Source organism: Alkalihalobacillus sp. FSL W8-0930, assembly GCA_037965595.1.
In the GTDB taxonomy this organism is placed as follows: domain Bacteria; phylum Bacillota; class Bacilli; order Bacillales; family Bacillaceae_D; genus Alkalicoccobacillus.
The window spans coordinates 1,304,288-1,330,186 of the sequence record CP150183.1 but is presented as its reverse complement, the minus strand read 5'-3'; the positions used below and the strand labels follow the sequence as shown (position 1 = coordinate 1,330,186).

The 25,899-nt window shown below is 40.5% G+C and carries 24 protein-coding genes and 1 other RNA gene; 6 read left to right on the top strand and 19 right to left on the bottom strand.

Annotated features, from left to right (window positions below; all coding sequences use genetic code 11):
• Positions 1–139: 139 nt before the first annotated feature.
• Positions 140–2,287: an ATP-binding protein gene (locus tag NSQ54_07040; GenBank protein ID WYP27838.1), complete on the bottom strand. Its 2,148-nt coding sequence runs from the start codon at positions 2,285–2,287 to the stop codon at positions 140–142.
• Between the two features lie 231 nt (positions 2,288–2,518).
• Between NSQ54_07040 and NSQ54_07035 the strand changes: the two genes are divergently transcribed.
• Positions 2,519–3,169, top strand: a complete 651-nt coding sequence (locus NSQ54_07035) for an RsfA family transcriptional regulator (GenBank protein WYP27837.1) — start codon at positions 2,519–2,521, stop codon at positions 3,167–3,169.
• 47 nt (positions 3,170–3,216) lie between these two features.
• Here NSQ54_07035 and NSQ54_07030 read toward each other — a convergent pair whose 3' ends face one another.
• On the bottom strand, positions 3,217–3,981 hold the full coding sequence (locus NSQ54_07030) for a tRNA threonylcarbamoyladenosine dehydratase (GenBank protein ID WYP27836.1): 765 nt from the start codon (positions 3,979–3,981) through the stop codon (positions 3,217–3,219).
• Between the two features lie 152 nt (positions 3,982–4,133).
• Positions 4,134–4,317, bottom strand: a non-coding RNA gene (gene ssrS / locus NSQ54_07025) — 6S RNA.
• A gap of 135 nt (positions 4,318–4,452) precedes the next feature.
• Here ssrS and NSQ54_07020 point away from each other — a divergent pair.
• Both NSQ54_07020 and NSQ54_07015 read left to right on the top strand, forming a co-directional pair.
• Positions 4,453–4,758, top strand: a complete 306-nt coding sequence (locus NSQ54_07020) for a hypothetical protein (GenBank protein WYP27835.1) — start codon at positions 4,453–4,455, stop codon at positions 4,756–4,758.
• Positions 4,759–4,950: 192 nt separating this feature from the next.
• The gene (locus NSQ54_07015; protein ID WYP27834.1) at positions 4,951–6,297 is read left to right on the top strand and encodes an IS4 family transposase; all 1,347 of its coding nucleotides are present in this window, start codon (positions 4,951–4,953) and stop codon (positions 6,295–6,297) included.
• Between the two features lie 331 nt (positions 6,298–6,628).
• On the opposite strand, the gene aspS is transcribed toward NSQ54_07015, so the two are convergent.
• The 13 genes from aspS to NSQ54_06950 all read right to left on the bottom strand — a co-directional run bounded on the left by aspS (position 6,629) and on the right by NSQ54_06950 (position 21,169).
• Positions 6,629–8,419: an aspartate--tRNA ligase gene (aspS, locus tag NSQ54_07010; GenBank protein ID WYP27833.1), complete on the bottom strand. Its 1,791-nt coding sequence runs from the start codon at positions 8,417–8,419 to the stop codon at positions 6,629–6,631.
• Positions 8,416–9,702, bottom strand: a complete 1,287-nt coding sequence (hisS, locus tag NSQ54_07005; GenBank protein ID WYP27832.1) for a histidine--tRNA ligase — start codon at positions 9,700–9,702, stop codon at positions 8,416–8,418. Before hisS ends, aspS begins: the two co-directional genes overlap by 4 nt.
• A gap of 353 nt (positions 9,703–10,055) precedes the next feature.
• Positions 10,056–10,235 carry a hypothetical protein gene (locus NSQ54_07000; GenBank protein ID WYP27831.1) on the bottom strand — a complete coding sequence of 60 codons (180 nt, stop codon included), beginning with the start codon at positions 10,233–10,235 and terminating at the stop codon, positions 10,056–10,058.
• Between the two features lie 71 nt (positions 10,236–10,306).
• Positions 10,307–11,029, bottom strand: a complete 723-nt coding sequence (locus NSQ54_06995) for a ThuA domain-containing protein (GenBank protein WYP28514.1) — start codon at positions 11,027–11,029, stop codon at positions 10,307–10,309.
• A 59-nt stretch (positions 11,030–11,088) separates the two neighbouring features.
• Positions 11,089–12,081 carry a LacI family DNA-binding transcriptional regulator gene (locus tag NSQ54_06990; protein WYP27830.1) on the bottom strand — a complete coding sequence of 331 codons (993 nt, stop codon included), beginning with the start codon at positions 12,079–12,081 and terminating at the stop codon, positions 11,089–11,091.
• Positions 12,082–12,222: 141 nt separating this feature from the next.
• Positions 12,223–12,660, bottom strand: coding sequence for a D-aminoacyl-tRNA deacylase (dtd, locus tag NSQ54_06985; protein WYP27829.1), 438 nt, complete (start codon positions 12,658–12,660; stop codon positions 12,223–12,225).
• A gap of 17 nt (positions 12,661–12,677) precedes the next feature.
• Positions 12,678–14,861, bottom strand: coding sequence for a bifunctional (p)ppGpp synthetase/guanosine-3',5'-bis(diphosphate) 3'-pyrophosphohydrolase (locus NSQ54_06980; GenBank protein ID WYP27828.1), 2,184 nt, complete (start codon positions 14,859–14,861; stop codon positions 12,678–12,680).
• A 193-nt stretch (positions 14,862–15,054) separates the two neighbouring features.
• Positions 15,055–15,567 (bottom strand): adenine phosphoribosyltransferase, encoded by a 513-nt coding sequence (locus tag NSQ54_06975; protein ID WYP27827.1) that lies wholly within the window; start codon positions 15,565–15,567, stop codon positions 15,055–15,057.
• Positions 15,567–17,933: a single-stranded-DNA-specific exonuclease RecJ gene (gene recJ, locus NSQ54_06970; protein ID WYP27826.1), complete on the bottom strand. Its 2,367-nt coding sequence runs from the start codon at positions 17,931–17,933 to the stop codon at positions 15,567–15,569. Before recJ ends, NSQ54_06975 begins: the two co-directional genes overlap by 1 nt.
• Before the next feature lie 63 nt (positions 17,934–17,996).
• On the bottom strand, positions 17,997–18,317 hold the full coding sequence (locus NSQ54_06965) for a LapA family protein (GenBank protein ID WYP27825.1): 321 nt from the start codon (positions 18,315–18,317) through the stop codon (positions 17,997–17,999).
• A gap of 260 nt (positions 18,318–18,577) precedes the next feature.
• On the bottom strand, positions 18,578–19,519 hold the full coding sequence (gene secF / locus NSQ54_06960; GenBank protein WYP27824.1) for a protein translocase subunit SecF: 942 nt from the start codon (positions 19,517–19,519) through the stop codon (positions 18,578–18,580).
• The gene (gene secD, locus NSQ54_06955; protein ID WYP27823.1) at positions 19,509–20,804 is read right to left on the bottom strand and encodes a protein translocase subunit SecD; all 1,296 of its coding nucleotides are present in this window, start codon (positions 20,802–20,804) and stop codon (positions 19,509–19,511) included. Before secD ends, secF begins: the two co-directional genes overlap by 11 nt.
• Before the next feature lie 80 nt (positions 20,805–20,884).
• Positions 20,885–21,169, bottom strand: coding sequence for a post-transcriptional regulator (locus NSQ54_06950; protein WYP27822.1), 285 nt, complete (start codon positions 21,167–21,169; stop codon positions 20,885–20,887).
• Positions 21,170–21,303: 134 nt separating this feature from the next.
• Between NSQ54_06950 and spoVB the strand changes: the two genes are divergently transcribed.
• A complete protein-coding gene (gene spoVB / locus NSQ54_06945; GenBank protein WYP27821.1) occupies positions 21,304–22,860 on the top strand; it encodes a stage V sporulation protein B in 1,557 nt (518 codons plus the stop codon).
• Positions 22,861–23,150: 290 nt separating this feature from the next.
• Complete coding sequence (locus NSQ54_06940; protein WYP27820.1) at positions 23,151–24,134, top strand: nuclease-related domain-containing protein; 984 nt, start codon at positions 23,151–23,153, stop codon at positions 24,132–24,134.
• A gap of 44 nt (positions 24,135–24,178) precedes the next feature.
• Here NSQ54_06940 and NSQ54_06935 read toward each other — a convergent pair whose 3' ends face one another.
• Both NSQ54_06935 and NSQ54_06930 read right to left on the bottom strand, forming a co-directional pair.
• On the bottom strand, positions 24,179–24,445 hold the full coding sequence (locus tag NSQ54_06935) for a hypothetical protein (protein WYP27819.1): 267 nt from the start codon (positions 24,443–24,445) through the stop codon (positions 24,179–24,181).
• 86 nt (positions 24,446–24,531) lie between these two features.
• Positions 24,532–24,978: a YetF domain-containing protein gene (locus tag NSQ54_06930; GenBank protein ID WYP27818.1), complete on the bottom strand. Its 447-nt coding sequence runs from the start codon at positions 24,976–24,978 to the stop codon at positions 24,532–24,534.
• Positions 24,979–25,134: 156 nt separating this feature from the next.
• On the opposite strand from NSQ54_06930, the gene NSQ54_06925 reads away from it, so the two are divergent.
• Positions 25,135–25,509: a TIGR04086 family membrane protein gene (locus NSQ54_06925; GenBank protein ID WYP27817.1), complete on the top strand. Its 375-nt coding sequence runs from the start codon at positions 25,135–25,137 to the stop codon at positions 25,507–25,509.
• Between the two features lie 50 nt (positions 25,510–25,559).
• Here the strand turns inward: NSQ54_06925 and yajC are convergent, their stop codons facing one another.
• Positions 25,560–25,817 (bottom strand): preprotein translocase subunit YajC, encoded by a 258-nt coding sequence (yajC, locus tag NSQ54_06920; GenBank protein ID WYP27816.1) that lies wholly within the window; start codon positions 25,815–25,817, stop codon positions 25,560–25,562.
• Between the last annotated feature and the right edge of the window lie 82 nt (positions 25,818–25,899).

Genomic DNA, 25,899 nt, shown 5'->3' with positions numbered 1-25,899 from the left:
TAGCACCAAATCCGCTACATGAGAATCCCTCGCTTGTTCAAGTAAAAAAATAAAAAAAACACGAATGGCGAATGATTCTGCAATCAAATCATTCGCCATTTTCTCATTAATTTTAGTTTTGTTCCAGGCTCTTCTTTTTTTATTTCTCTCGATACACCGGCAATTGAAAAAAGAATGACGTTCCTTCCCCTTCTTGACTTTCAACAGTTAATGAACCCTGTAATTCCTCTGCAATTCGGAAGCACGTCATTAACCCAAGCCCTGTGCCATCTGACTTAGTTGTAAAAAACGGTGTACCGATACGTGCAAGCGTCTCCTCACTCATGCCAATACCATTATCCTGCACAATAATGAGCAATTGATTTGATTCGCTTTCTTTTACTTGTATCGATAACTCCCCTTGGTCCATCATTGAATCCATCGCATTTTTCACAAGATTCATCATCACTTGTTTCACCTTATCAGCATCTACCCAAGCAACGGGTAGATTCGCTGCATGTGTCAATGTGAAGGTGATATTACGCTCATTTGCTTCAGCTAAGAACATTTGTCTTGTTTGATTAAGTATTTCCAATACATTTGTCTCTACTTTTTGTAGGGGTTCCGGCCTAGCCATATTCAATAAATCCTTAATAATATTATTTACACGATCTATTTCTTGGACCATTAACTCAAACTGACTCTTTTTACTTTCCTGACGCTCCTCACGCTGGAAAATTTGTAGAAACCCTTTTATCGTACTTAATGGATTACGTATTTCATGAGCAAACCCAGCTGCCAGCTCCCCAACAACTTTAGATTTTTCAGAACGAACAAGTTGTTGTTGCATAGCTCGTTTTTCAGTCACATCATTAAAAACAATTAATACATCTTGATCTACAATAATTTCCTTATCCTCAGCCAGTTTAGAAATACTAATGAAAAACGTATGATGATCATCTGGAAAAGGACAATTAAACTCGTAGCTCTGATCATTTTTAGGGGCTGAATCCACTTCCAACTCTGCCGAATGCAAAAAGATTTTGAACCTAGAATTGATGATGGATGCTTCCGTTAAATTAAGGCCTACTATCTGATCTCGTTTGATATTAAAGAGCTCTTCACAAGCTGCATTAAAGGTTGTAATGACTTGATCCTCAACCCTATAGGCCAGTATTCCATTCTCGGTTGTTTCAAGAATTAAGCTTGATTTCTGATGACTCCGTTCTCGGTTTAACAGCTTCGTTGTCATTAACCGGAATGCTCGAGTTAATGTATCAGCCTCTTGATAAAAGCCTTGAGTAATTGGATCAATCTTATTATAAAAAGTAAAGGTTTTTGTTGCTACAACCAATTGTTCCAAAGGCTTTACAATATAATTAGCCAGCTTTAAAACGGCGAACAACGTAATAATGAATATACAGCTAAATAATCCGATGTAGCTTAGTAATAAATGGTTCTGCGAAGTGTATAAATCGCTTTGAGGAACAGAAATTGCAACGTACCACGTATCTCCTTCTCCACCAAGCGTTTGGATCTCTTGATAGGTTTGAATCATCTCATTAGTAGCATTAAAATAGAGATCTCCTTTTTCCACAAAATCAATAAAGCTCTGCTCCGTAAATTGATTTGCATCAAAGTAATTAAATTGACTCATAATTAAATTGTGGTCTGGATGAGCAAGTAACTCTCCATCCTGAGTAAACATAAATGCGTACTCACTTTGTTTATTTTCTGTGTATTCAATATTCGCTTGATTCAATTTGTCCTTAATCTTTGTGAAATCAATGGTTGACGCAACAACTCCAAGCACATTGTCATCTTCATCGTATACGGCTTGACTTAAGATAAATGAAGGCTCTTCATAAAATTCCCTATCGATCTCTTCCATGCCAACTCCATTTTGTTGAGCTTGAGTATACCAAGCAGATTCCTCAGTCGTTAGATTTGAAGTAACGCCTTGATTATGTACGGTTATAAATTCATCGTCATCTATAAAAAGCGTATCAAGAAAATATGGATAAGCCGATTCGTAAGAAATGAGTTCATCTCGAATATCGGTCATGCTAGAGCTTGTATCTTGTATGATCGGGTTCCTCGCTAAAAGTTCTAAATTAGATTGCCTCTCGGTCAGAAAATCTTCCAAGGCAATGACTCGATTTTCTAGCACTCTCACTAATTGATCTTCCAACTGTAATGATAGATCATCTCGTTGAAATTGAAACATAATCGCACCTATTAGTAAAAGAGGAAGAAACGTTACACAAGAAAAAAACAGGATCAATTTTGATCGTAATGTTTTAAACATAGGCACCTCATATGTATGAAATCTGTAAGACTAAGACTATTGTCTTAGTTTACACTTTTTTCGACAAAAACGGAAGGCTCCAACAAATCCGATCAAATTAAAAGGAATTAAATCAGTCAGACTTTTTTTCTAGCACACTGGTATACAATCTGTTTCATTTGGAAAAAGTAGTAGTACCACTATTCTTATAGCACACACATTACACCGTTGTAGAATGAAAGGATGATCTACTTGAAAATTAGACAGGATGCTTGGTCTCACGAGGACGATGTGTTACTAGCAGAAACCGTATTGGCCCACATTACAGATGGGAGCACACAATTAAGAGCTTTTGATGAAGTTGGAGATAAATTAAATCGAACATCTGCCGCTTGTGGCTTCAGATGGAATGCCGTAGTTAGGCAAAAACATCTTAATGCGATTGAAGACTCTAAGAGAGAGCGCAAGGAACGAAAAAGAGCAGCAGGCTTCACATACTACTCTTCTAAAAAACCAGTTTGGGCACCTGCTTCCTTAATGTATCCGAGTCCAAGCCCGATGTCCGCGACTTCTTCAACGTCATCAGTTGAGGATCATTCTTTAGAGGGTATTATCCAAGCGCTTCATCAGTATGCAGAAAATCAAGACAGCCATAAATCAAGTTCAAATGAACTGCAATTGATTCTTGCTGAAAATGAAGAATTAAAAAGACAGAATTATATAATGCAACAGGAACTACAAAAGATTAAACAAGACAATAGCATTATTGAAGAAGATTACCAGTCTCTTATTCAAATTATGAATCGAGCACGTCGTATGGCTATTTTAGAGGATGAGGAAGCCCTCTCAAGTGCGGCATTCAAGATGGACAAGAATGGAAATTTAGAAAAAGTGGCGAAATAAAAAAAGATGTTTGCTTATACCCCTTAGGTGTAGCAAACATCTTTTTATTATGAACGATTCATTTCAATACCTTCTAGAAGGTTTGTGATGACATGGCCAGCCATGATTAGTCCACAGACAGAGGGAACAAACGCATTTGAAGAAGGCGGCATTTTTGCTTTTCGAATCGACCCATTCTCTGCTTGTTCAGAGACAATCTCTTTGCGAATGTCTTCCCTAATTTGGATGGGTTGTTCATCAGAGAAAACGACTTCAACACCTTTATAGATCTTTGACTCGCGTAATTTACGACGTACGACACGAGCAATTGGATCATAGGACGTTTTAGAGATATCTGTAATGCGTAATTTTGTCGGATCCATCTTATTTGCTACACCCATGCTCGAGATAATTGGTATCTTACGACTAATACACTCTTTCATTAGATGAACTTTATACGAAATGGTATCACTGGCATCGATCACATAATCAAGCCCATACGCAAAAAATTGTTCATACGTTTCCTCCGTATAAAACATTTTTAATGCAATAACCTCACAATCAGGGTTAATATCTTTGATTCGTTCTTCCATTAGTTCTACCTTAGGTCTGCCCACAGTTGAGAGTAAGGCATGAATTTGACGATTCACATTAGTGATGTCCACATCATCCTTATCTACTAATATTAAACGCCCCACTCCAGAACGTGCTAATGCTTCTGCTGAAAACGAGCCAACGCCTCCTATACCGAGCACAGCAACAGTGCTTCCCTTTAGTCGATCAAGTCCATCATGTCCAATGGCTAATTCATTACGTGAAAATTGATGTAACAAGCGTATTTCTCCCTTCTCCTCTTACACAACATGTAAGTATATAATCCTCGAATAACTATATCATGAGCTTTTCATTAGGTAAATCGAATGTATAGACAAATAAAAAACGCCTCTAGATAGGGCGTAACCATGTACATAATTATATAGAAAACATAAATCCCGAATATGCCGTAGGTCTATGGTTTTTGAACCTGCGAAGCAGGTGGGTGCCATGTACTTATACTCTTACGTCCTCTCATCTTACAAGGCTTGTAATCCTATAAATAACGAGCAGGCTCCCTATCAAAAAGTGTTGGCTCAAAAAAGAACAAGAGAATACGAACATCTCAGGATTATGTTTTTGTTGAAATGAGTATATCACGAAAGCTTTACTCACGCAATCATTACGCATCACATAAACGTGATTAGTTTAGTTCAATAGGTAAATGCGTTATGATACAGATAAGACTATAAAACGTATGGAGGAACGCCATGGAACCACTTGCTGTGCATCGCTGTATTGAAGTGAAACAAGAAATTGGTTGGATTGAAAAACGCACTGTAGAAACATCCTTTGACTTACTGTTGTATGAAGATCGAATTGAAGTAAAGGATGCGAGCTACCCTATTAAACAAGTACTTGATATTTCGTATCGTTTAGATGAGCGTGATAATAAAATGGGATTCCTTTACCTTCATACAACGGGTGGGATTCGAACATACTATATTAAGAAGGAACCAACGGACTTAATTAAAGAATTTAAAGTACTTATGCCATCCACTAAGTACAATATGTAATGATTGAGGACGGGACTAACATTGTTTTGGATAGCCAAACCCGAACCCGAACATAGCACATTACCCGCTACAGGAGAATCCCTCCCTTTCCGTGGGTACGGCCCATAGCCGTCAAGTTAAGTAAAATCGGTTTAATTATAGACGATTCTTCGTTAGGATGGGGGTTTAACCAGTCCTAGGGAGGGATCGTTTGTGTCTTTAAAAGAGGAGTTCAGTACGTTTGCGAAAACCGTGTTGGACGTTTTATCTGTACCGAACCTTCGCCAATCTGCCCGAGACGTTGGGTTTGTACAGCGTCTAAAGAAATTAAAACCTGAGGATTTCTTGAGTATTTGTGCGTTTCTGCCTCAACCCGTGGGTTCTACAGAGTTAACACAGCTTTGTGGAGCTCTTTCGCGTGAATCGAATACCCAGCTCTCCAAACAAGCCTTACACCAACGCTTCGATGAAAAAGGAGCCGCTTTTTTGAAGCATGTGTTTTTTCAATTGGCGGGCAAACAAGAGGTCATCGCCATGCCACCTCTTCCGGAGACCCCGTTTTCTCGGATCCGCATCTTAGATGCGACTTCATTTGAACGACCAAGGAAAGAAGGTACTTCTTCAGATGGAGCGAAAATTCATTTAGAGTATGAGCTATATGAGGGGAAATTTTTGCATACCTTACTTTGCGGTTCAAGAGAAAGTGACCATCACGCCGCCTATGCATTAGCCGATACGATCCAGCCAGGAGATTTGATCATCCGTGATCTCGGCTACTTTTCTGGCGACCATTTGAAACAAATTGATCGTGCAGGCGCTTCTTATATCACGCGGACGCCGGCCAATATGACCTATTGGACTAGAGATGATCAAGGGGAACGAATCCAAATCAAACCAGAAGAAGATGCGAAGCAGCTAGAACCGGGAGCGATCAAAGATTATGGGGTCATCCAATTAGGGGTCAAAGGAAAGAACACCCTTCAAACCCGTGTCATCGTGCAACGATTGACAGAGGATCAACAAAACAAGAGGAAAGCCGGTTTACGAAAAAGAAGACGGAAAGGGGGTCATACCCAATCCGCCGACAAAAAGGATCATACCCAAATCCTTGCCACTAACCTAACACAGGAAGAAATGGATGTGCAAGCATTGTATCCGATGTATTCCTTACGCTGGCAAGTCGAGATTCTTTTCAAAACGTGGAAATCCCTTTTCGCCATTGATCACGTGCGCGCGATGAATCCAGATCGGTTTCTCTGCCACATGTATGGGAAACTTATACACATTCTGCTTTCTTCGATGGTGGCGTTTCAATGCCGGTTCTATCTTCATCAAAAACACCACCTCGAAGGCAGTGAATACAAGTGTATCCATCATGCCAAAAGGGCTATAGAAGAGTCAAAAGGATACGCTCTCTATCATCGTTCTTCATTAGAAGACGTTCTAGAAAATATCTACGAGAACATTTACCGATATGGACGAAAAGACCATCGCCACCGCCATCAAAGTCCCTATGACATCTTACAGATCGCCTATGAAACACATGCGCGTATGGAGTAAAACGGTAGAATCCGGTGCAAAAAAATATAAAAAGAGCCAATCTATCCATACGTACCCTGATGGAAAATACTAGATCCACTACAAGATAAAGGATGAGCTCTTTCTTTTTCCTTTCTTAACTTGACGGCTATGGGGTACGGCCTCAGCCCCTTTCGCGGAAAAAGCACCGCTACAGTGTCTTCACCGCGTACTTTTCCACAGGAGTCTCGGGTTCTCCTTCCGCTCGTCTCACCTAAAAAACGGAAAAAACGAATGGCGAATGATTCAATCGTAGAATCATTCGCCATTTTATTGTTGACCTTTTAGTTTTGTCCTTGCATCTTGTTTAGCCTTACAGCTTCACTTCTTCTGTACGTTTCTTACCAATAACAGATAAGTTCAAGTCAATTAATTGTTCTACACTTACTTCGGATGGAGCATTTGTTAAGAGGTCGCTTGCGCTTGCTGTTTTCGGGAACGCGATTGTATCGCGTAGGTTACTCTTACCTGCTAACAGCATAACCATGCGGTCAAGTCCAAGTGCAATTCCACCATGTGGAGGCGTGCCGTATTCAAATGCTTCCATTAAGAAACCAAATTCCTCACGCGCTGCTTCCTCTGTAAAACCAAGAGCTTTAAACATTTTCTCCTGAACATCACGCTTGTAAATACGTTGAGATCCTCCACCTAGCTCGTATCCATTTAAAACAAGGTCATAGGCTTCAGCACGCACATTTTCAGGCTCTGTTTCAAGAAGATGAAGATCTTCTTTTAATGGGCTAGTGAATGGATGATGCGCAGCAACAAAACGGTGTGCGTCTTCATCGTACTCAAGAAGCGGGAAGTTCATCACCCATAAGAAGTTGAATGCATCTTTGTCGATCAAATCAAACTCTTTACCGAACTTCATACGAAGAGCCCCTAGACTATTTTGAACAACAGTTGCTTTATCTGCTCCGAAGAATAGTAAGTCTCCTGCTTCTGCATCAAGAGCTGATTGAAGGGCTGCAGATCCCTCTTCGTCAAAGAACTTAGCAATTGGTCCTTTTAAACCATCAGCCTCAACCTTTAACCAAGCAAGTCCTTTTGCACCGTAAGGCTTCACAAACTCTCCTAATGCGTCAATTTCTTTACGAGATAGCTTTGTAGCGCCACCTTTTAGGTTAAGCCCCTTCACCATGCCACCAGTGTTAAGCGCATTTTGGAAAACTTTAAATTCAGTTGTTTTTGCTACTTCATTTAAGTCGATTAACTCCATTCCAAAACGTGTGTCAGGTTTATCGGAACCATAGCGATTCATTGCATCATCGTAAGAAATACGTTTGAAAGGTGTAGGAATATCAATGCCCTTTACCTTCTTAAGAAGGCTTGACATCATGTCTTCCATCATCTTAATTAATTCTTCCGTGCTCATAAATGAAGTCTCAATGTCCACTTGCGTAAACTCTGGCTGACGATCTGCTCGTAAGTCTTCATCACGGAAGCAACGAACAACTTGATAATAACGCTCAAATCCAGAAACCATTAAAAGCTGCTTAAAGATTTGCGGAGATTGCGGTAATGCGTAAAAGCTACCATGATGAACGCGGCTTGGAACTAAGTAGTCACGCGCTCCCTCTGGAGTACTTTTTGTAAGCATTGGCGTTTCAATCTCATAGAATGTTTGATCATCCAGGAAGTTACGAATAAATCTCGTTGTTTGATGACGTAATTTAAATACATCTTGCATATCCGGACGACGTAAGTCTAAGTAACGATACTTTAAGCGAACATCCTCTGATGCATCCGTATCAGCTTCAATTTGAAATGGTAATGATTTTGACGCATTTAAGATCTCAATTTGAGATACATGTACTTCAATTTCACCCGTTGCTAGTTTGTCATTAACCGTTTTTTCATTACGTTTTACAACCGTTCCAGTTACGGAAACCACGTATTCATTTCTAATTTTCTCAGCGATAGCTAGAGCTTCTTGATTAATATCTGGACTAAATACAACCTGTACAATACCTGAACGGTCACGTACATCGAGGAAAATAACTTGTCCTAGATCACGGCGACGTTGCACCCACCCTTTTAGTTCAACCTGTACTCCTTCATGCTGTGCAGTTAATTCACCGCATTGATGCGTTCTTCCACTCATCCTGCTTGTCCTCCTTTAAGTTCTTTCTTTATATAATCAACGAATTCAGCTAATGGCTGTGATACTTGTTCACCAGTCTCCATGTTTTTCACTTCAATTCGATTTTCATTTAATTCGTTTTCACCTAACACGGCAGTAAACTTAGCATTTAAACGATCAGCCGCTTTAAACTGGCCTTTCATTTTCTTATCAAGGTAATCTTTATCAGCTACAATGCCAGCTTGTCTTAGTTTGTATAGAAGCTCAACTGATGCAGACTTTGCTTCCTCACCTAACGCAACAAGATAACAATCGATGGAAGGCTCTTCTACGCTAACTAGGTTCTCCGCTTTAAGTGCCATAATTAAACGTTCAATACTAAAAGCAAAGCCAATTCCAGGTGTGCTTGGTCCGCCTAATTCTTGAACCAGGCCATCATAGCGACCACCACCACATAGCGTTGTGATTGCTCCAAAGCCTTCCCCCTCAGCCATAACCTCAAAAGCTGTATGATAGTAGTAATCGAGCCCACGTACAAGTGTTGGATCGATGACATAAGGAAGTCCAATTCGATCAAGGTGAGCCTTCACTTGTTCGAAATACGCACGTGAATATTCGTTTAAGTAATCTAATATTGAAGGAGCCGTACTCATTAGAGGGTGCTCGCGATCTTTTTTACAATCAAGAATACGCAAAGGATTCTTCTCTAATCGCATCTGGCAATCAGAACAAAACTCGTGAATACTTGGCTTAAAGTGATTGATTAACGCTTGGCGGTGCGCCTCTCGACTTTCTTTATCACCTAAACTATTTAATACAAGCTTTGTATTTGTAATTCCAACCTCTTTATAAATATCCATAACAAGTGCCAGCACCTCAGCATCAATTGCTGGGTCTGCACTGCCCATTGCTTCTACACCAAATTGAACAAACTGACGCATTCTCCCTGATTGCGGGCGCTCGTATCTGAACATCGGTCCGTGATAGAACAATTTAGTTGGTTGTGCAGCTTGTCCAAAAAGCTTGTGCTGTACGTATGATCTAGCAACAGATGCTGTTCCTTCTGGTCGGAGTGTTAAATCACGGTCGCCACGATCCTTAAACGTGTACATTTCTTTTTGAACGATATCTGTTGTATCTCCTACGGTTCGAGTAAATACTTCTGTGTGTTCAAAGATTGGCGTTCTGATCTCTCTAAAATTATAGCGACGGCACACTTCCTGCGCTTTCGCTTCAATGAATTGCCAAATCTCACTTTCTCCAGGCAAAATATCCTGGGTTCCGCGTGGAATTTGTATGTTCATCCTTTTCTCCCCCTGCTTTTTTCAAATAAAAAACTCCCGTCTCTGATGAATGCATGCATTCATCAGGGACGAGAGTTAGATTCCCGTGGTGCCACCCTAGTTAAGACAACGTATAAAACATCATCTTCGCTTTAAAAGCAGGTATCGTCTGCTAATCGGCTATTCCTACTCAGTCAATTAAACCGTTCAGATAGCTCCTCTAAGGTGTTCGTTCATTAAGACAGACAGGAGGGCTTACAGCCTTGGCCACTCTTCTCTGGGTATCTGTTGTTCTTAATTACTCTGCCTTTTCATCGGACTCTTATAGAATTACTAATGCTATCTATCATACGAATGAATAGACATGCTGTCAACTACTTAATTAAGATACGATCAATCTTTGCAAGATTTTTCTCATTATGATTATATCCAAATTCGGTTTGACATCGACCTGAAACATAAGTCGACTCTTCGGTATGAGACAGATCTGCAATGGATAAAATAGGATGATTGCTTACCTCAAAGAACTGCGATAACTTGCTGTTGGTGCGCATACACTCAGCTCCCTAACAAATGATAATAATAGGGTTACCAGGTTCAGCGCATATTAAACATTATTATTCATTTATTCTCCAGGTACCTCTTCAAGCGGCTGAGCATTTCCATATACAGGCTTCGAACGATTAGATGGAGCAGCCCACTTCACAGCGTTTATGATGACCTGTTGAATGTCATTGTTGTAATAGGTTGGATAGGTTTCATGTCCAGGTCGGAAATAGAATATTTTCCCCATACCACGGTGGAATGTACAACCGCTTCTAAAGACCTCTCCACCTTGAAACCAACTTACAAACACAAGCTCATCCGGTGTCGGAATATCAAAATGCTCTCCGTACATCTCTTCTTTTTCAAGCTCAATATATTCACCTATACCGTCTGCAATTGGATGATTAGGTTGTACGATCCATAATCTCTCTTTCTCATTTGCTTCCCTCCATTTTAAATCACAAGTCGTTCCCATCAATGATTTAAAGATTTTGGAGAAGTGTCCTGAATGAAGAACAATTAATCCCATACCACCTAAAACCCTTTGTTGAATGCGCGCAACAACGTCATCAGACACCTCATCATGCGCAACGTGTCCCCACCAGACCAATACATCTGTCTGTTGTAAAACCTCTTCAGTCAGACCATGCTCTGGTTCATCTAGTGTAGCTGTGGTTGTATCTATTCCAGCCTTCATCAGAAACTCTGCAATAGCTGAGTGAATGCCTTTTGGATAGACTTCTTGTACCTTCTCATTTGTTTGTTCGTGACGATTTTCATTCCATACTGTGACTCTCATTATCATCGACTCCTTTATAGTTGTGGTATCGTTCTCACATACATAGTGCTAAGCACAAAACCTCATGTGCCTCGCACAATCAATTCTGTTTTTAGCAGTTCCGTATGTCCTACAAGTGATAATTGGTTTGTGAGAATGTGAATCATGTGCTGCATTGTCTGTTCTCCCATTTTTTGAATGGGCTGACGAATCGTTGTTAATCCTGGTGTAATCACATCCGCAATTTGCTGATCATCGAATCCAATAACGGATAAATCATTCGGCACATGAATGCTTGAGCCTCTTGACTCAGAAATAATACCTGTGGCTACTTCATCGCTTCCTGTAAAGATAGCGTCAGGTCGCTCGGACATTCGTTCCACCTTTTGAAACACATGTCGTCCATCATTAAAATTCGTAGCATTTCGAAATAACCATTGTTCATTAAACGTAAGGTGGTGATCTTGTAGCGCCTTGATAAATCCTTTTTCGCGGTCGGTTCCTAGATTAGAACCAAGCGTTTCATCCCCTCGACACAAGCCAATCCTTTTTTTACCTTGCTTAATAAAGTGAAGGGTCGCTTCATAACTTGCTTGAAAATGATTAATGCGGAAGGAAGGGATGTCAGTCTGATCGGTATATTCATTACACAAAACAATTGGGCCATATGCCAAATAAGGCTTAATATCATCCCAATTATTTTCAATTGAAGCAAAAATGACACCATCAACCTGCTTTGTTCTTAATAAATTTAGGTACGTCATTTCTCTTTCTTTACTACCTCTAGTATTACATAAGATTAACTGGAATCCAGCTTCTGTAGCCACTGAATCCATCGCATCCACCAACCCACTAAAAAACGGATTGACAATTCGGGAAATCAAAACAGCGATTGTCTTTGTTTTACTGCCTCTTAGCCGTTGCGCAGAAGAATTTGGAACATATCCAAGTTCTTTCATCGCAGCTTTTACACGAATTCGCTTTTCCTCATTCACATATGGGTGGTTATTAATGACACGAGATACCGTTGATCTTGATATTCCCGACAACTTGGCCACATCTTTAATTGTTGACAACGAAGCAATCTCCCTCCCTCTATATGTAAGCGTTATCATCATATACAGTTTATTATGTCGATTTCAAAAAATCAATCTTTTTTTAAAGGGTAGATATACGAAAAAAAGGCCGATGGTCCCCCATCGGCCTACTGCATGATTTTATTTCTCTAAGATTAACGTGACTGGACCATCGTTAATCAATTGAACATCCATATCTGCCCCAAAGCGGCCTGTCTCCACATGAACACCTTTTGTTTTAAGACGTTCATTAAATGAATCGTAAAGGTCACTGGCTACATCAGGCTTTGCAGCTTCTGTAAAGCTTGGACGGCGGCCTTTACGCGTATCACCATACAATGTAAATTGGGAAACTGACAGAATGGCGCCTTCTGTGTCTAATAGAGAGCGATTCATCTTCCCTTGATCATCTTCAAAAATACGAAGGTTTATAATTTTATCAACCAAGTAGTCTACTTCTTTTAAGGAATCCTCATGTGTTACTCCAACTAAGAGAACTAGACCGTGTGAAATACGACCCACTTTTTCATTATCAATCGTTACACTTGCTTCTTTTGACCGTTGTAAAATGACTCTCATCGTTTACACCTCTTGCGTTAATGCATCATACGTCTTACAGAATAGATGTCTTTTAACTGCTTAATTTTCTCTACAACTTTTTGCAGATGACCGAGATTTTGAATAGAGATACTCATATGAATGGTCGCCATTTTATTCTTTGGATCAGAACGACCTGTTACAGCATTAATCGATGTCCGTGATTCTGTCATCGTGTGCAGGACTTCATTTAAGAGACCGTTACGATCAAAACCGGTGATCTCAATATCAACTGGATACGCTTTGTTTTCTTGTTCTGTTCCTTCCCATTCCACATCAAGGAAACGACTTTCATCTTCTGAGAGAATGTTAGGACAGTCCGCTCGGTGAATAGAAACGCCTCTACCCTTAGTGATAAACCCAACAATGGCGTCACCTGGAACAGGCGTACAGCAACGTGAAATACGAATTAACAAGTTCTCTACACCTTTTACGCGAACGCCAGAGTTCGTCTTTTTCTTTGGTGTAAAAGTCTTCATATCAGATAACGCGTTATCTAGAGTCTGATCTTCTTGCTCTTGGTCCTTCTTCTTACGCGCTTTTTCAGTTAGTTTATTGACAATTTGTTTGGCACTAATTCCGCCGTAGCCCGTTGCCGCAAACATATCTTCTTCGCCAGCAAAACTGAACTTCGTTGCAGCTTCTGCTATGTTCTCAGCAGTCAGTACTTCTTTAGGATCAAATTCAAGAAGCTTTACTTCTTTTTCAAGCATTTCTCGACCTTTTTGGACGTTCTCTTCTCGTTTTTCTTTCTTAAACCATTGTTTGATTTTATTTTTCGCATGAGAAGATTGAGTAATTTTTAACCAATCCTGGCTTGGGCCATATGAGTGCTTAGAAGTCATGACCTCAACGATATCACCGGTTTTCAACTGATGATCAAGTGGCACCATCTTACTATTCACTTTAGCTCCAATACATCGATTACCAATTTCACTGTGGATACGATAGGCAAAATCAAGTGGCACTGATCCTCTAGGTAATTCTACGACATCGCCTTTTGGAGTAAACACAAAGACCATATCAGAGAAGAGGTCCATCTTCATGGATTCCATAAATTCTTGAGCGTCGTTTGTATCGACCTGAGACTCAATGACATCACGGAACCAAGTAAGCTTGTCCTCAAATGAATTCGGCTGGTTGGAATGAACTTTACCTTCTTTATAAGCCCAATGTGCGGCTACCCCGAACTCTGCTACGCGGTGCATTTCCTCTGTACGAATCTGCACCTCTAGTGGATCGCCGTATGGACCAACAACAGTTGTGTGTAGGGATTGATACATGTTTGCCTTAGGCATCGCAATATAATCCTTAAATCGTCCAGGCATTGGCCGCCAACAGGTATGAATGACCCCTAAAACGGCATAACAATCCTTAATATTCTTAACGATAATACGAACGGCTAATAGATCGTATATTTCATTAAATTGTTTATTCTGTAGAACCATTTTTCGATAGATGCTATAGATATGCTTTGGACGTCCGGATAGCTCACACGTTACATCCATATCAACAAGCTGTTCGTTGATTCGTTCAATAACTTCCTCAAGATAGCTCTCGCGTTCTGCGCGTTTCTTTTTCATCAAATTAACAATTCGATAGTATTGTTGTGGATCCAAATAACGCAGGGCAATATCTTCAAGCTCCCACTTAATCGCTGAAATTCCTAATCGATGAGCGAGGGGGGCAAAAATCTCCAGCGTTTCATTTGAGGTGACCCTCTGTTTAGCTGGAGGCATAAATTTCAGTGTACGCATATTGTGCAAGCGATCTGCTAGTTTAATCAAAATCACTCGAATATCTTTAGCCATAGCAACAAGCATTTTTCGATGGTTCTCCGCTTGCTGTTCTTCCTTAGACTTATACTTAAATTTCTTTAGTTTTGTCACACCATCTACAAGCATCGCCACTTCTTCGTTGAACTCGGCAGTAATGTCTTCAATGGTTACGTCTGTATCTTCAACAACATCATGTAAAAAAGCCGCTGCAACGGTATTCGGATCCAGTTGCAAACCGACTATAATTCCAGCTACTTGGATCGGATGAAGAATATAAGGCTCTCCAGACTTTCTGTACTGCCCGCCATGGTGCTTTTCAGCATATTCATAAGCCTTTTTCAAAAAGGCTATATCTTCGTCACCTAAATATTCACTTGCCTTTTCAATCACCTGTTCTATGGTCATTCCATCACCTTATTCACGAAACAATATTTCCTACTATTATCCTTGATTTTAACCACCCCTGTAAAGTCATAAACACAAGAATTTTGACGGATTCCCTAAGGTACCACTGGAATCCCCACTTGTTTTTGGTTCGTAAGGCAAAAAAGGGTAAAAAAGAATGACCTGCACACTGTTCAGATCATTCTTTAATAAATTAATATGTCATTAAGCTAAATGTATTATAATCCTTTAAACGATCTCTTCCGTTGAGGTATGATAGTTCAATTAAGAAAGCAATTCCTACGACAATCCCACCTAGTTCTTCAACCATTTTAATGGTTGCTTCAATGGTTCCACCAGTAGCAAGTAAATCATCTGTAATTAAAACCTTTTGTCCTTTTGTAATGGAATCCTTATGAATCGTTAAGCTATCCTTCCCGTATTCCAATCCATAATCTACAGAGAGGACTTCACGTGGCAGCTTACCAGCTTTTCTTACAGGAATGAATCCTTTTTCCATTTCAACAGCAAGTGGACAGCCAACAACAAACCCTCTGGCTTCTGGTCCAACAATCAAATCAGCATCAAGATCTGCTGCATAGTCTCCAAGTGCCTTAATTGCCGCTTTATATGCAGGACCATCCTGCATTAATGTTGTAATATCTTTAAAACGAATTCCTTCTTTAGGGTAATCCTCTACAATCGTAACATATTGTTTAAAATCCATTATACTTGCTCCTTCACATTTTGATTGGCATCGACTGCATGTAGAAATGCGGATTCAAACCAATTTCTTAATTGATCATACGATGAGTAGACAAACTCATTTTCTAAGTCTGCTTGCTTTAGCTTACTACGATAGAGTAAGGACTCAGTTAAATCTTTTTTTGATGGCTGTACAACCGGAATAGCTATACCATCTGAACACTCAATAAATCCAAGCTCTTCAAATACTTCAGCCATGAATTGTACTGTCCCTTGTGACCAGCCTTTGTGATGCTCAATTTGTTTCTGCTGTTTCTTATAGGCTACTTGCTTACGCTGTAAAATAAATGCATAGAACCACTTAAAGTCATTACGAGTTGGACTCGATGAGAAAAATGTGTCTTCTTCTTGATAGAAAATAGAGTAAACGCGACTCGGATGTCCAGCCAATTGAAACAGCTTCAGTAATTGATTCTCTTCTCTTGGGACATCAAGTAATACAAGGTACTTATCGGTTAGGAAATCCGTATCCCATTTGATATCCTCAAAGTGATATACGTTAGTATCAGGCACTAAAGATTGAGTTAGTTCACCACGAAATGCAATGCATACTGTTTGCTCTGCTGAAAGCTCACTCACTTTCTCAGAAATACGAGGCGGTTTTAAGCTTCTCCAATCAAACAACTGCCACTCGGCAACTGCCAAGTCCTCAATCATTAACTGAGGCTTTACAGTCCCATTCCATTCATTAACGGATAAGGTACCGAGCGCTTTTATCGCTGCAGAACGAGTAATTTCTTCATGTAAGTGACCCATACGAAAGCCGATCCCATCAAGTGATGCGCCGTGATCGGTTATGCTTAATTTTAAATGAGAGGAATCACTTCCGATACGCCTAATTTGTCCTAATTGGACATTTTCAAACATGATTTTAGGTTTGGGATTCCCCACACCAAACGGCGCTAATTTTTCTACCTGTTTCACAACAGATAATGTTGCTTCGTCGACTCTGGCTAATACATCAACCTTTGCAATTGGTTGATAATCTTCTTCCGTTAACGACTCGTCCGCTTGTTTATGAAGACGTGATCTGAGTTCATCTACAAGCGCTAGCTCCATTGTTAAACCGGCTGCCATTGGATGCCCACCAAAGTGTGGCAAAATGTCCCGATTCTTTGAAAGCTCCATAAACATGTTGAACCCTTCAATACTTCTTGCTGAGCCCTTTGCTTTCCCTTGCTCTGTATCAAAGCTCATGACAATGACCGGACGATAATAGCGTTCAACAAGCCTTGAAGCTACAATTCCGATGACCCCGGCATTCCATCCCTCTTTACCGATAATTAGAACGTTATTATCAGCAATCGGGTACGATTCTTCGACCATGTCTATTGCATCTTTGGTCATCTCGTTTACAATGGCTTGCCTTTCTTTATTCAGAAGATCAATGGATTCGGCTAAAGCTGATGCCGTTCCCGCGTCCTCTGTAAGTAATAAATCAACAGCCGGATCTGCTGAATCTAATCTGCCTGCAGCATTCATTCTTGGTCCAATTGCAAACCCAACATGATCGGCTTCCATCACGTCAGCCCCAAGACCACAGACCTTTTTAATGGCTATTAACCCAGCTCTCTCCGTTTGTTGTAAGGCAGAAAGCCCCATTCGTGCGATTAATCGATTTTCATCCACTAAAGGCACCAAGTCTGCTATTGTACCAATTACAGCGATATCTAGCAAATCGACAGGGATACGGTCCAAAAGTGCATGTGCCAGTTTAAAGGCAACTCCTACTCCTGCTAGCGACTTAAAAGGGTACGTGCAGTTCGGCTTCTTAGGATTAAGAATATAGAGCGCATCAGGCAAGACTGGTGGCGGCTCATGGTGATCTGTAATAATAAAATCAAGACCTATTTCCTTGGCGACACTCGCTTCATGCACAGCTGAAATCCCTGTATCCACTGTAATCATAAGTGAACAGCCTTCTGCTTTTGCCAGGCGTATTGCCGGCTCATTTGGACCGTAGCCCTCTGTAAACCGGTTCGGCACATAATATTCTACGATCGCTCCTAGCTCTTTGAGCGCATGCATCAACACAGCCGTGCTGCTTACCCCGTCTGCATCATAGTCTCCAAAGACTACTATATGTTCTTGTTCCTTAATCGCTTGATGAATTCGATCGACGGTTTCTTTCATTCCGTCCATTAAATAAGGGTCATAAAAAGATAACCCATCTTTATCTAAAAACCGTTGTACATCCTTTTGCTCTTTGATTCCACGGTTTAACAGAAGCTTTGCTACTAATGGCGGTAGCTGACAACTCTCGCACAGAGCGTCAATTTCAGCTTGGTCCTGAGTTTGAACCTGCCATCTTGCGCGTGGCTTTAACATAACTTCACCCCTCGACCCTCCTATTATACAAGAGGGAGCAAGGGGTGACAATGCGAACCTATTCTAACTCTTAGTCGAATCTGTTACAGGCGCCTTAGGTTGGCTGTTTGAAGGCGGTGTTGTTGTTGATGGAGATTCCTTTTTACTTACAGGAGTCGTCTTAAGCTTTTTTATTTCTGATTGTAACCTGAGTATGCGAACCATCCCCATTGCACCAGCAACAGCAGCTCCTAAAAATACAGAACCTAAAATAACAAGGATTAACGGCCATTCAGACGAACCAAACATGTAGTTCACCGGAACTGGATCTACGTTAATCACAGCAAATATCGCAATAATAATAGCGGCAATGATACCTATAATAAATGCACTTTGTCCTCTCATTTCATTCTCTCCTTTTAAAAACATTCTTACTACCTTTAGTAAATACCCTCAATCTTATCATTTTAAAACTCGCACATAAAAATAAATAAAGAAGGCGGGACATAACATTAATGTAGCGAGTAAAACACAAATATTGCAAATAATCCGCTACAGGAGAATCCCTCCGCTTGTTCAGATAAAATCACGAAAGGCGAATGATTCTGCAATTGAATCATTCGCCTTTTCAAAGTGATTTTTAGTTATATCCCAGCCTTTTATCATTAAACGATTGGCTCTTCCTCTTTAGGATCAGCTGGTTTTAATTTTTGCTTTTTAATATATCTGGCTTTCATCACAAGCCAAAGCTGGGCGGCAAGGAACATGGATGAATACGTTCCTGCAACAAGCCCGATCACAAGAGCAAGTGAGAACGAGAAGATGGCATCTCCACCGAAAATCAAAAGTGACAGAGCCGCAAATACGACAGTTAATACCGTATTGATCGAACGTGATAATGTTTGAATTAAACTCGTGTTTACAATTTTCGCTAGGTCCTCAAATCCTTCAATGACTTTTGCTTTTTTCACATTCTCCCTAATCCGATCAAATGTAACGATCGTATCGTTAATGGAATACCCAACAACCGTTAACACCGCAGCGATAAATGGTACGTTCACTTCAACCTGTAAAAAGCTAAATAATGCGATGATAAAGAAAGCATCATAGAGCAGAGCAACAATCGCTGCCACTCCATATAAAAACTCGTAACGGAATGCTAAGTAAATAACAATTCCAAGCGAGGCAATTAACACCGCGTAAATCGCATTTTGAGCTAGCTCCTTCCCTACTTGTGGGGAAACTGTACTCACGGTAGGCTCTGCATCATAGTTCTCAATGAAATAAGCTCGAACCTCTGCGACTTGATCATTATTTAATACATCAATAAAACGCGCGGTAGCAATTTCATTATTTTCACCAGCCAACGTAATATTCGGGGCATAGTCTTCATTTATTGCTGCAAAGTCCTCTTGGATTTGCTCGTTAGTAAGTGTTTCATTTGTGTCAATCGTGATATTTGATCCACTTTCAAAATCCACACCTAGATTTAAACCAAGTGTAAACAATGAAATAATACCGGCAATGACAAAAATGATAGAAGCGGCGAAAAATTTATTACGGTGCGTAATAAAATCAAGATTCCATTTACGATTATTAAAGCTCATCGATATCACGCTCCTTCACACCAAACCAGCCTGGTCTTTTATTCAAGAATTTACTGCTTACCCACATACCAAGAAGCAATCTTGAGCCAAGAACAGCTGTTAAGAAGCTCGTCAAAATACTGACAATCAAGACGATTGAGAAGCCTCGAACGGCGCTTGTACCAAAGTAGAACATCACACTTGCTGCAAGTATTGTCGTCAAGTTCGAATCCAAGATCGTTGCAAACGAACGCCTTGTTCCGGCTTTAAACGCAGACATTGTAGACTTACCTGATCGCAGTTCCTCTCTAATCCGTTCATACGTAATAATGTTCGCATCTACAGCCATACCAACACCTAGAACCAAAGCAGCGATTCCTGGTAAAGTCATGACAGCGTTCATTAAATTTAAGATGACGATAACTAGATACGTATACACACTAAGCGTTACAACGGCAATGAACCCTGGTAAACGATAATAAAACAACATGAAAACAAAGATTAATGCAATCCCTATCAGCCCCGCATAAACGGTTTGCACCATTGATTTTTCACCAAGTGATGCACCAACTGAATTGGAGAACATCTCATCGAGCTTCACAGGAAGTGAGCCGGCATTTAAAATCTCTGAAATATGCTTTGTTTCTTCTGGCGTAAAATTACCACTAATTTGTACATCTTGACTATTAATCACTTCGCTCACATTCGCAGCTGATAGAAACTTAGGATCGGCACTATTTGCCTCTTCCGCATACGAATCTCCTTCTTCAAAATCCAACCAGATGACTAATACATTTTCACCAATTGGACGCTCGGAAAGATCTCTTGTTACTTCACCAAAGCGTTCAGCATCCTTAAGCTTTAATGTAACAATTGGTCGGTTTGTTTGATCAAACTGACCGGCTGCACCATTTTGCTGAAGGTCGCTTCCATCAAGTAGAATGTTATCGTCTACATCCCTAAACGTTAACTCTGCCTCTGTAGCAAGAAGCTGTCTAGCGGTTTCTTGGTCCTCAACACCAGCAAGCTGGACGCGGATGCGGTCATCTCCTTCAATCTGAATAACCGGTTCAGATACTCCAAGAACGTTGACACGTTGATTTAGTGCCGTAACAGTTGCTGATAATGTTTGTTCAGTAATATCAGTATCGTCAATCGGAGTCACTTCATATAAAACCTCGAAGCCCCCTTGAAGATCAAGCCCTAGCTTAGTTTCCTTCGTTATACTCATCACTGTTGTTGAAATCAATACAGCAAAAGCAAGTACAATGAGAAAAAAAGCAAAGATGCGGCCTTTTTTAACCATGTCTTTCTTTGCCTCCTTATGTATAAAGCACTCTTTCTATCCTACCACAACTTATGGCAAATCAAAAAATAACTAGTTGGCTATTTCTCAGTCTCTTCAAACTCACGAAACCAATCTTCAGGCTCCTTATACGAATTCACAGTCAACCAAGTCATGTACACACTCGCTTTTAAATTAAGCAGTTCATCCGTGAATGAATAAAAAGGGACGTACGTTTTTTTCTTACGCAATCGTTCTGTTACACAGCGCCAAATCTCTTCTTTGGTTGCTTTATTATACCCAAGCATATGAAACTCTTCCACTTTACTTGTTAGAACGGGTTCCATGTCCTCTTTCCAAACCTCAAATTGCTGCTTCTCATCCATTTGATCTCGCCCTTTCTACTTATCATGACAGGAAAATAGATCTGATCTCAAACGACTTGTCATGCTTGACCACTCCTTAAGCATATAAATAAACAAACCAAATTTCCATCATTTTTTTGAAAGCAGGGTGACCAATGTCCAAGCAAACATTTCTTAAGGGAACAATTATCCTCATTTTGGCTGGGTTTGTCACCAAAATCCTTGGCTTTATTAATCGCATGGTGATGGCTCGCATTATGGGTTCTGAAGGCGTAGGACTTTACATGATGGCAGTCCCAACGATGCTACTAATATTAACTTTAACGCAAATGGGGTTACCCGTCGCCATCTCAAAACTAGTTGCAGAAGCGGAAGCGCGCGGGGAAACAAGTAAAATTAAACAAATCCTTGTTGTCTCACTAACGATCACAATTAGTCTAGGCGCTATCTTTACCACAGCTATGATTCTTTTATCACCTTACGTCGCCTCACATCTGCTCACAGATGCCAGAGCTTACTACTCACTGATTGCCGTTGCACCCATTGTTCCGATCGTTGCCGTTTCTGCCGTACTTCGAGGTTATTTCCAAGGCAAACAAAATATGAAGCCTACTGCCTATTCGCAAATGCTTGAACAAATTGTGCGCATTACACTAGTAGCGGTTCTATCAACCGCATTCTTACCACTCGGTATCGAATACGCTGCGGCCGGGGCCATGCTTTCAGTCATTGCAGGTGAATTTGCCTCTCTCCTTTACATGTTGTTTTTATTCAAACGAAAGAAAAGCTTTAAACTACGACGTAAGTTTTTTTCTTACTTAGGCGAAGGAAAACAAACATCGTCGCAATTACTTAAGATCGCTCTGCCGACTACTGGAAGTCGTCTGATAGGAACCGTCTCCCTTTTTTTTGAACCGATTATCGTCGCACAAAGCCTAGCCATTGCGGGAGTAGCGACCGTTGTTGCCACAAAACAATACGGGGAACTAGCAGGGTTTATTATTCCCTTACTGACATTACCAACCTTTATTACCTTCTCACTATCAACCTCTTTGTTGCCATCGATCAGCGAAGCCGCAGCAAAGAACCAGCAGAATCTAATTCACACAAGACTAGAGCAAGCCATGCGTCTTTCCTTTGTAGCCGGCGGACTAGCCATGGTCGTCTTACTCGTTTATCCTGAGCAAATCATGAACTTTATGTACCATGCTCCCGAAGCATCAGGCTTTCTAAAAGTGATGGCTCCCTTCTGTCTCTTTTTATATATCCAAGGCCCTCTGCAGGCAGCACTTCAAGCACTCGACTTAGCCAAGCCCGCTATGTATAACAGCTTAGTAGGAGCAGTTGTTAAAACCGCTGCCATCTTCGCATTAGCCACCCGGCCCGAATTCGGTATTATGGGTGCCGCACTTGCGATTGTTGTTGGCTTCGTATTAGTCACCTTGCTCCACCTCGCAACCATCGCGAAAAACGCCGGCTTTAGCATCGAGCTACGTATGATCTTAAAGCTAATCGTATTAATTGGAGGAACGATTTATATCAGCACACTCCTTAAAACGTATGTGCATGTTGTGAGCAGTGCTTTAGTTGAATTATTACTCCAACTCTCACTCACCGCCGTTTTGTATCTTGGTTTGATGCTTATGTTGAATCTACTGAAAGCGAGTGAAATCAGGTATTTTCCGTTGTTTCGAAAGCTGCAGAAGAGATAAATTTGGGATGGACTCTAGCTTGAATGTAGCTGGGGTCTATTTGTTGGTCTTCTGCTCGATGTATTTTCCGCTGAGACGTTGTATTGACTCTTTTCTCGTTGTATTTTCTACTGAGCCGTTGTATTCGCTCCTTTCTCGTTGTATTTTCTGCTGAGCCGTTGTATTCGCTCTTTTCTTGTTTTATTTTCTACTGAGCCGTTGTATTGCCTCAAGCCTCCTAACACGCATAAATCAAAAGGAGGATTTCTTCTAATTTATATTGAATAAATCATTTAAAAGGAGGAGTTTACTTGATCATTCTAAAACCGCGGAAAAAACCACTTAAAATTAATGCCCTAGAAGCTTTAACTAGAAGGCTACCTAAGGAACATCCCAAGCTCCAAAGCGTTAAGCAAGAATTATACAGGCGCCAGATTGGTTATAGAGGAGAACGCTCAATTGATTTTTATCTGGATTCCTTATCTTCTTTAAAAGATGTGTATGTCATTCATGACTTGAGGTTAAAAGGCGATAATGGCCATTACTTTCAAATCGATACACTCATCGTGACTCCATCAATTCTAATCATCTTAGAAATCAAAAATCTTAGTGGTTCCCTCTACTTAAACCCTCTCACGCAACAATTAATTCGGACCTTTCAATCATCAGAAGAAGTTCTTCCCTATCCACTGCTGCAAACTCAAATGCAAAAACACCAATTAAAAGAGTGGATTACTTCTCAAAAGTGGCCTTTGTTACATATATTTGATTTTGTTGTCGTAAGTGATCCGACAACTCGCTTAATCGCTGATACATCTAATCAGCATTTAATGTCGCAAGTAATTCATGCCGGTAGACTTCCTGAAATCCTTCGCAAACTTATTAGCTCCACGTCCTCCCAAGCCGTTTTGACTCAAACAAAGCTTCAAGAACTCGTAACTAGTTTTAATCACCATCACACCGAAAGTGAACTAGCCATTATGCAAGAGTATCGTCTTTCTTCTCAAGAATTAATTAAAGGAATATTTTGCGCGCAGTACGAAGCATTCACCGTTGTCCGCTTCAAACGTTCTTGGATTTGCAAGCAATGCAACTCCCGTAATGACTCCGCCCCCCTCCAAGCCCTATCCGACTACTACCTCCTCATCCATCCAACTCTCACGAACCGCGATCTACGCCATTTTCTTAATCTCACTTCCCCACAGCTTGCCTATTCCATCCTCAAAAACCACTGCCCTACCTCAACTGGTACTTACAAAGACCGTACATACGCGATTCCTTCTTCACTACACTAAAAAACCGCGAGAGCATCACACTCTCACGGTTCACTATCAAATGTCTACCAGAAGAAAAAGGCTCCAGCAAGTGCTAATCCAGCAATGGCACCGAATGCAAATGGTACGACGTTTGATCCGTACCCACCATAATAGCCATATCCGCCATTATATCCGAAACCACGTCCACCACCGTTACGACCCATGTCTACATAAACATGTTTGTCATCTACTTCTACAATGCGACCGTAGTAGCTTTGTCCGTTCTTATGTTGGATGTTTACATAACGACCTTTGTAGCTACAGCATTGTTGATACAAAGAAGCTCCCATACGTTTCCCTCCTCATTATCAGCGTTCATGAGTAGCATATGGAGGCACGGGTATAACGGTATACGCTCATCCCCTCGGACATTAACCTAATTCTTATCCTTTACATCAATATAAAACAATTGATCCCCTCTGACACTGCAATAAGAGATGCGTTTGATATCTTTAAATCCATGGTCACGGACTTGTCTACGAAGCCAAAATTCGGTTTGATCAATTTGTTTGAGCTGTGCGTGTTGAATTTGTCCATCCATTATGACAGGCATCGGAATGGGGTTCGTAAAGGTTGGTTCGTTTAATTCCATCGTGGTTTGCTTGTGAATGTGTTTCATCATGATTAAATAAATGAATGGAATACAACTTAACAGAAGAAGAATCACACTCATTTTAGGTGTGTTAACAATTGGTTTGAGTAGCAATAAGATGAATGTAAAACTAAGAATGATCATCGGTTGAAACTGCTCTGATCGATTTATTAGTTGAAATAAGCTAAGCGTACTAAAAGTAGCAACTGCTAGCGCAAGATGATGCACCATTTTTCTCACTCCTCACATTCACTACTGTCCCCTGAGAAACTTGAAAGCATGTGATGTAGCATCTTCCAACGGATTAATTTAGACAAAATCATTCTAAGCTGAGCCAAGCCTGAATATAGTCATAGCAATAGGTATGTAAAAGAAGGAGGCTACTATATGAATAATCGTCTATTTTTTCCAGCTGTATTTAGTGGATTAGTTGTCATTATGGCAGGCGCTATTATGGCCAGTCTGTTGCTTGCTAGCTTTTTGAGTTTGACAAGCTATACCGAACAATCCATAAAGTGGTTGATCCTATTTTTATCCTTTCTATGTTTGTTTATCGGTGGATTTGTATCTGGTGCAAGAGCAAAAACCAAAGGATGGTTAGCTGGAGGACTCACCGCACTACTTTTTACAGCAGTTGCTTATCTCATTTCCACTCTAGGGTACGAGGTTGCCTTTACGAGTACACAGTTTATGCTTCATGGTGGATATCTATTGACGGGTGCTGTAGGAGGAATGATCGGAGTAAACTTAATGAAGGCCTAAGTATAAAAAAGCACAAGCTGATTAATTTCAGCTTGTGCTTTTACTTTTTATTAATCTTTAGCTACATCACGTACAGCTGAGCGATCAAACGTTAGCTTACGATTATCGTTTACTAGAAGGATAACCGTATCCTCGTCAATCGCATCAATCGTTCCGTGAAGACCTCCGATTGTTACAATCTTATCTCCACGCTGCAATGCGCTGTGCATTTCACGTACTTGTTTCTGACGTTTTTGTTGTGGTCTAATTAAGAAAAAGTAGAAAACAACAATCATCAGCACGATGGAGAGTAGTGGTGCTAGTTCCATTTATATTTCCCCCCTTTCTGGTGTATAAGATGTCAGCTGTTCCAAACAAAGATCGAAAAGGCTATCATCTGTTTCACAAATT